Genomic DNA, 7,170 nt, shown 5'->3' with positions numbered 1-7,170 from the left:
GGGCGTTGGTCGTGCACGAGCCGTTGGAGACGACGATGTCGTCGGCCGTCAGGGTCTCATGGTTGACCTTGAAGACGATGGTCTTGTCGGCGCCGTCGGCCGGGGCCGAGACCAGCACGCGCTTGGCGCCGGCCTTCAGGTGGGCCGAGGCCTTGTCCTTGGAGGTGAAGATGCCCGTGCATTCCAGGGCGATGTCCACCTTCAGCTCGGCGTGCGGCAGGTTGGCTGGGTCGCGCTCGGCCGTGACCTTGATCTTGCCGGTGCCGACGTCGATCCAGTCCTCGCCCGTCGTGACCGTGCCGGGGAAGCGGCCGTGTACCGAGTCATAGCGGAACAGGTGGGCGTTGGTCTCGACCGGGCCCAGGTCGTTGATCGCCACGACCTCGATGTCCTTGCGGCCGTGCTCGACGATCGAGCGAAGGACGAGGCGGCCGATGCGGCCGAAGCCGTTGATGGCGACGCGAACGGTCATGGGGAGCAGTCTCCTGAACAGGGGCGGTTATGATTGGCGCCTTAGTGGGACGGAGCGCGCGCGGTTGCAACCCCGTCGCCGTAACAAGGCCCGTAACAAGATATGATCGCCTGTAACCGTCCGGGTGCGGTCAGGCCGCCTCAGCAGCAGCGGAAGCCGCCGCCTTCGCCGAACCGCCGCGCTTCATGCAGGCGGAAGAAGGCGGTGCGGTCCAGCGGCGCCTGATCCGGGTGGGTGACGGCGGCGTGGGCGACATAGGCGTCATAATCCGGCTGGCCGATCATCAGCCCGGCGGTGCGGCGGGCGTCCTTGCCCCACCGCACCAACGTGTCCCGGCAGGCGCAGAGCAGGTCCGCGCCGCCGGTCGTCGCTGAGGATGAAGAGGACTTAAGCACGGGCGATGTCCATGGCTTCGTCGGCCAGGGTCAGCTCGTGCGCCGCCGGGGTCTCGACCACGGTCGGCTGGTCGGACTTCAGCGCCTTGAAACAGGCCCCGACGCCATAGACCACGACCGTCAGCACCACGAACAGGAAGCCCGCCGTCAGCGCCGAGTTGACGTAGTCGTTGACGATGACCCGGTGCATGTCGCCGATGGTCTTGGCCGGGGCCAGGATGTCGCCGGCGGCCATGGCGTCCTGATACTTACGCGCATGGGCCAGGAAGCCGATCTTCACGTCGGGGTGGAACAGCTTCTGCAGACCCGCCGTGACGGTGCAGATCAGCAGCCAGACCGCCGGAACCGCGGTGGCCCAGGCGAACCTCTGCCGCTTCATCTTGAACAGGACGACCGTGCCCAGGATCAGGGCGACCGCCGCCAGCATCTGGTTGGCGATGCCGAACAGGGGCCACAGGCTGTTGATCCCGCCCAGCGGATCGACCACGCCGGTATAGAGGAAATAGCCCCACAGCCCGACCGTCAGGGCCGTGGCCACGACGTTGCCGGTCCAGGACTGGGTCTGGCGCATCTTCGGCACGGCCATGCCCAGCAGATCCTGGATCATGAAGCGGCAGACGCGGGTGCCCGCATCGACCGTGGTCAGGATGAACAGGGCCTCGAACAAGATGGCGAAGTGGTACCAGAAGGCCATCATGGCCTTGCCGCCGATGACGCCCGACAGGATGTGCGCCATGCCGACGGCCAGGGTCGGCGCCCCGCCCGCGCGCGACAGGATGGAGTGTTCGCCGACGTCCTTGGCCAGTTGCTCCAGCTCGGCCGGAGTGATGTGGAAGCCCCACTGGGCCACGGCGGCGGCGGCGGATGCGGCGTTGTCGCCGATGACGGCGACCGGGCTGTTCATGGCGAAATAGACGGCCGGGTCCAGCACGGTGGCGGCGATCAGGGCCATGATGGCCACGAAGCTTTCACACAGCATGGCGCCGTAGCCGATCAGCGGGATCTGGTTCTCGTTCTCCAGCAGCTTGGGCGTAGTGCCGGACGAGATCAGGGCGTGGAAGCCCGACACGGCCCCGCAGGCGATGGTGATGAACAGGAAGGGGAACAGGGCGCCCGAGAAGACCGGCCCGGTGCCGTCGATGAAGGGGGTGATGGCGGGCATCTGCACATGCGGCCGCACGATCAATATGCCGACGGCCAGGGCGACGATGGCGCCGATCTTCAGGAAGGTGGACAGGTAGTCGCGCGGCGCCAGCAGCAGCCACACCGGAATGACCGAGGCGACGAAGCCATAGGCCATCATGGCCAGGGCCAGCGTCGTGCCCGACAGGGTGAAGGCCGGCCCCCAGAAGGGATCAGCCGCGATATGGCCGCCGCCGATGATGGCGAGGATCAGCAGCACCACGCCGATCACCGACACCTCGCCCACGCGGCCAGGGCGCAGAAAGCGGGTGTACAGACCCATGAAGACAGCGATGGGGATGGTGGCGGCGACGGTGAAGGTTCCCCAGGGGCTCTCGGCCAGGGCCTTGACCACCACCAGCGCCAGCACGGCCAGAATGATGACCATGATCATCAGCACCCCGACCTGGGCGATGACGCCGGGGATCGGCCCCATCTCGGTGCGGACCATGTCGCCCAGCGACCGGCCGTCGCGGCGGGTCGACATGAACAGGACGATCATGTCCTGCACCGCCCCCGCCAGCACGGCGCCGACCAGAATCCACAAGACGCCGGGCAGATAGCCCATCTGCGCCGCCAGCACCGGCCCGACCAGAGGCCCTGCCCCCGCGATGGCCGCGAAGTGGTGGCCGAACAGGACGTTGCGTGGCGTCGGAACGTAATCCAGCCCGTCATTGTGCCTGACGGCGGGCGTGGGCCGCCTTGCGTTCAGCCCCAGCACCTTCCCGGCCAGATAGCGGGCGTAGAAGCGGTAGGCGATGGCGTAGACGCACAGCGCCGCGACCACGATCCAGACGGCGCTGATGCTCTCGCCCTGGTGCAGGGCGATGACGGCGAGGGACACGGTCCCCAGGATAGCGATGGCGCCGAATATCAGCGCCGTCTTGAGCTTGCCCATGGCGAACGGTCCTCCGGGTCGACTGGGTGCGACCTTTCGTCTTTTTTGGACCCTAATCGCGTCCGGCGCCAATCGACAAAAGTCGTAAAGGGGCTTCCTTCTCCCACAAGGGGAGAAGGATTACGGAGCGATCACCCGCACCTTGCCTGCCACCTCGGCCGCGCGTTGGCGCGCCTCGTCCGTGTCCGCCCCCCGCGCCAGGGCCACGCCCATGCGGCGTCGCTCGAAGGCTTCAGGCTTGCCGAACAGGCGCAGGTCGGCGGTGGGGAGCGACAGGGCCTCGGCCACGCCTTCGAACACGACGCCCTGCGCCTCCATGCCGCCGTAGATGACGGCGCTGGCGCCGGGTTCGCGCAAGGTGACGTCGACGGGCAAGCCCAGAATGGCGCGGGCGTGCAGGGCGAACTCGCTCATGGTCTGCGTCGCCAGCGTCACGAGGCCGGTGTCGTGCGGACGCGGCGACACCTCCGAGAACCAGACCTCGTCGCCCTTCACGAACAGTTCGACGCCGAAGACGCCGAGCCCGCCTAGAGCGTCGGTGACCTTGGCTGCGATGGTTTGCGCTGCCTTCAGCGCGGCGGGGCTCATGGCCTGCGGCTGCCAACTTTCGACATAGTCGCCCTTCTGCTGGCGGTGGCCGATGGGGGCGCAGAAGTTGGTGAGGATGGCGCCGTCGCGCAACGAGCGCACCGTCAGCAGGGTGATTTCATAATCGAAGTCGATCTTGCCCTCGACGATGACGACGCCGCCCGCGACTCGGCCGGACGCTTCGGCATAGGCCCAGGCGTCGGCCACGCCCTCGGGGCCTTCGACATAGGACTGGCCCTTGCCCGACGACGACATCACCGGCTTGACGAAGCAGGGGAAGCCCACGGCTTGCGCGCCCGCCGCGAGCTCCTCGGCCGAGGCGGCGAAGGCGTAGGGGCTGGTCGGCAGGCCCAGCTCCTCGGCGGCCAGGCGGCGGATGCCCTCGCGGTTCATGGTCAGCTGCGTCGCCCGCGCGGTGGGGATGACGCGCGCCAGACCCGCCGCCTCGATGCCGGCCAGCACGTCGGTGGCGATGGCTTCGATCTCCGGCACGATGACGTGCGGGGCCTCGGCCAGGATGACGCCGTTCAGCACCTGGGCGTCGGTCATGGGGATGACGTGGCTGCGGTGCGCCACCTGCATGGCCGGAGCGTTGGCGTAGCGATCGACCGCGATCACCTCGGCGCCGAGGCGTTGCAGCTCGATGGCGACCTCCTTGCCCAGTTCGCCCGAGCCCAGCAGCATGACGCGCGTGGCGTGGTCGGTAAGCGGCGTGCCGATCTTCATGGCGTCAGGCTCCGAAAAGTCGTTCAGGTTCCCGGCTCGGCCGGAACCGCATAGAGGCGGCGAAACGCGTCCAGCGCGGCGCCGTGATAGATGGTGGCGTGGCTTTCAGCCGGGCGCGGGGTGAAGTCCCAGGTGACGCCGGGCAGGGCGTGGTCGCGCAGGTTGGCGGTCAGAACGTCCATCGGCGCCTGCATCATCTCGCCCTCGTCGCCGAGGGTCAGGATCAGGGTGCGCGGGTCGTTGGAGTGGTCGCGCAGATGCGCCCCCGACTGCCGCGCCAGCTTGCCGCCGTCCCACCACAGGCTGGGGCTGACGGCGACATAGGCGTCGAACATCTGCGGCTCTTTCAGGAAGGTCTCGACCACGAAGAGGCCCGCCAGCGACTCGCCCATCAGGGCCGTCTCGCCGCTGGTGCGATAGCGGACGTCGATGAAGGGCATGGCCTCTTCGGCGATGAAGCGACGGAAGCGGTCGGACTGCCCCTGCGTCGGATAGCGGGCGATCAGTTCGGCGTCGTCGGTCGGCAGGGCCAACTCGTTGCGACGGTCCATCGAAGCGATGCCCACGACGATGACGTCGCGCGTCGTGCCGACAATGGTGCCCAGTTGGGCGATGCCCGAGATGTGGTGAAAGTCCTGATCCTGACCGCCGTCCAGCACATAGAGGACGGGATAGGTCTGATTGCTTTGCGCGTAGCCGGGCGGCAGCCAGACGTTGATCTCGCGCGTCTGGTTCATGCCGGCCGAGGGCAGGGCGTAGGACTGGCCGATGACGATGGGCGTCTCGACCGCCATGGGGGCGGTTGTCTCGGCGAAGGCAAGCGCGCCGCCCGCCATCGACAAGCCGAAGCTCAGGACGAGGGCGAGGCGGCGCATGAGGTTTACAGCCGGGCCTTGGCGGCTTCCACCACGGCTTCGGCGGTGATGCCGAACTCGCGGTAGAGGATTTCGGCCGGGGCCGAGGCGCCGAAGGACGACATGCCGACGAAGCCGCCGTCCTCGCCGATGAAGCGTTCCCAGCCCTGTTTGATGGCGGCCTCGACGGCGACGCGGACCGTGCCGCGGCCGATGACGGCGTCCTGATAGGCCTTGGGCTGCTGCTCGAACAGGGCGAAGCAGGGGACCGAGACGACGCGGGTCGGCACGCCTTCGGCCTCCAGCGTCTCGGCGGCCTTCAGCGCCAGGGCGACTTCAGTGCCCGTGCCGAACAGGGTGACTTTCGCCGGACCATTGGCGGCCTTCAACTCATAGGCGCCCTTCCTGCTGAGATTTTCGCCCGCGTCGGTCACGCGCACGGCTGGAGTCTTCTGGCGCGACAGGCACATGGCGGTCGGCGTGGTCTTGTTCTGCAGGGCGACCTGCCAGCACTCCAGCGCCTCGACCGTATCGGCGGGGCGCATGGTCAGCAGGTTCGGAATGGCGCGCAGGGCCGCCAGATGCTCGACCGGCTGGTGGGTCGGGCCGTCTTCACCCAGGCCGATGCTGTCGTGCGTCAGGACGTGGATCGCCCGCACGCCCATCAGGGCGCCCAGACGGATCGCCGGACGGCTGTAGTCCGCGAACGCCATGAAGGTGCCGCCGTAGGGGATGACCCCGCCGTGCAGCGCCAGGCCGTTCATCGCCGCGGCCATGCCGAACTCGCGGATGCCGTAGTTCAGGTAACGCCCGGCATAGTCCGGCGCGTCCATGATCTGGGTGTTCTTGACGAAGGTGTTGTTCGAGCCGGTCAGGTCGGCCGAGCCGCCGACCATTTCGGGGATGGCGTTGAACACCGTCTCCAGCGCCTCGCCCGAGGACTGGCGCGTGGCCAGGGCGGGCTTGTCGACGACCAGTTGCTTCAGCTTGGCGTCCAGCGCCTCGAAGGCGCCGGTGGGCAGGTCGCCGGCCATGGCGCGGGTGAAGTCGTCGCGGTGGTCGTGGTTCAGCAGGCGGGCTTCCCAGGCCTTGCGGGCCTTGGCGCCCTGCTTGCCGACCTTGGCCCAGGCCTTCTGCACGCCTTCCGGCAGTTCGAACGGCTCGAACGGCCAGTTCAGCGCCTGACGGGTCGCCGCGATCTCGGTGGCGCCCAGGGCGGCGCCGTGGGTCTTGTGGCTGCCTTCCAGAGTGGCGGCGCCCTTGCCGATCTTGGTCTTGCAGGCGATCAGCGTCGGCTTGTCCTGCTTGGTCGCCCAGGCCAGGGCCTTCTGGATCTGCCTATAGTCGTGGCCGTCGATGGCCTTGACCGCCCAGCCCGAGGCCTTGAAGCGCGTCAGTTGGTCCGTAGCGTCCGATAGCGACACCTTGCCGTCGATGGTGATCTCGTTGTCGTCCCACAGGACGCACAGCTTGTTCAGCTTCAGGCGGCCGGCCAGGGCGATGGCTTCCTGCGACACGCCTTCCATCAGGCAGCCGTCGCCGGCGACGACCCAGGTGCGGTGATCGACCAGATCCTTGCCGAAGCGCGCCGCCAGATGGCGCTCCGCCAGGGCGAAGCCGACCGAGGTGGCCAGGCCCTGGCCCAGCGGGCCGGTGGTCGTCTCGATCCCGGCCATGTGGCCGTACTCGGGGTGGCCGGCGGTCTTGAAGCCCCACTGGCGGAAGTTTTCCAGCTGTTCCTTGGTGGCGTCCTTGTAGCCCGTCAGGTGCAGCAGGCTGTAGATCAGCATCGAGCCGTGACCGGCCGACAGGATGAAGCGGTCGCGGTCGGCCCAGTCGGGACGGCTGGCGTCGAACTTCAGGAATTTCGAATAAAGGACGGTGGCGACGTCGGCCATGCCCATCGGCATGCCGGGGTGGCCGCTCTTGGCCTTTTCGACCGCATCCATGGACAGCACCCGGATGGCGTCGGCCATCTGCTTGGGCGAAGGCTTGGCGAATGCAGCTTGGGCGTCGGTCACGGCGAGACCTTTCCTCAGGAACAGGATAAAGCGG

6 protein-coding genes are annotated in these 7,170 nt (G+C 67.9%); all 6 read right to left on the bottom strand.

Going from position 1 to position 7,170, the window contains the following annotated elements; translation table 11 throughout:
* Positions 1–472: glyceraldehyde 3-phosphate dehydrogenase NAD-binding domain-containing protein (locus B3D50_RS07165; RefSeq protein WP_286950418.1), on the bottom strand; the 472-nt coding region annotated here is incomplete at its 3' end.
* Positions 473–612: 140 nt separating this feature from the next.
* Complete coding sequence (locus B3D50_RS07160) at positions 613–867, bottom strand: YbdD/YjiX family protein (RefSeq protein ID WP_128720536.1); 255 nt, start codon at positions 865–867, stop codon at positions 613–615.
* Positions 860–2,947, bottom strand: a complete 2,088-nt coding sequence (locus B3D50_RS07155; protein ID WP_286950417.1) for a carbon starvation CstA family protein — start codon at positions 2,945–2,947, stop codon at positions 860–862. The genes B3D50_RS07160 and B3D50_RS07155 overlap by 8 nt, the downstream gene beginning before the upstream one ends.
* A gap of 120 nt (positions 2,948–3,067) precedes the next feature.
* Positions 3,068–4,261 carry a formate-dependent phosphoribosylglycinamide formyltransferase gene (gene purT / locus B3D50_RS07150; RefSeq protein ID WP_286950416.1) on the bottom strand — a complete coding sequence of 398 codons (1,194 nt, stop codon included), beginning with the start codon at positions 4,259–4,261 and terminating at the stop codon, positions 3,068–3,070.
* A 23-nt stretch (positions 4,262–4,284) separates the two neighbouring features.
* Positions 4,285–5,136 (bottom strand): alpha/beta hydrolase, encoded by an 852-nt coding sequence (locus B3D50_RS07145; RefSeq protein ID WP_286950414.1) that lies wholly within the window; start codon positions 5,134–5,136, stop codon positions 4,285–4,287.
* 5 nt (positions 5,137–5,141) lie between these two features.
* Positions 5,142–7,091 (bottom strand): transketolase, encoded by a 1,950-nt coding sequence (tkt, locus tag B3D50_RS07140; RefSeq protein WP_286950443.1) that lies wholly within the window; start codon positions 7,089–7,091, stop codon positions 5,142–5,144.
* Between the last annotated feature and the right edge of the window lie 79 nt (positions 7,092–7,170).

Source organism: Brevundimonas sp. UBA7507, from assembly GCF_002478355.1.
Taxonomy (GTDB): domain Bacteria; phylum Pseudomonadota; class Alphaproteobacteria; order Caulobacterales; family Caulobacteraceae; genus Brevundimonas; species Brevundimonas diminuta_D.
This window is presented reverse-complemented; position numbering and strand designations above follow the sequence as displayed.

Excerpts from the sequence above, each read along its gene's own strand:
- B3D50_RS07145 (WP_286950414.1), bottom strand. The coding sequence starts at position 5,136 with ATGCGCCGCCTCGCCCTCGTCCTGAGCTTCGGCTTGTCGATGGCGGGC.
- purT (WP_286950416.1), bottom strand. The coding sequence starts at position 4,261 with ATGAAGATCGGCACGCCGCTTACCGACCACGCCACGCGCGTCATGCTG.
- tkt (WP_286950443.1), bottom strand. The coding sequence starts at position 7,091 with ATGGCCGACGCCATCCGGGTGCTGTCCATGGATGCGGTCGAAAAGGCC.
- B3D50_RS07155 (WP_286950417.1), bottom strand. The coding sequence starts at position 2,947 with ATGGGCAAGCTCAAGACGGCGCTGATATTCGGCGCCATCGCTATCCTG.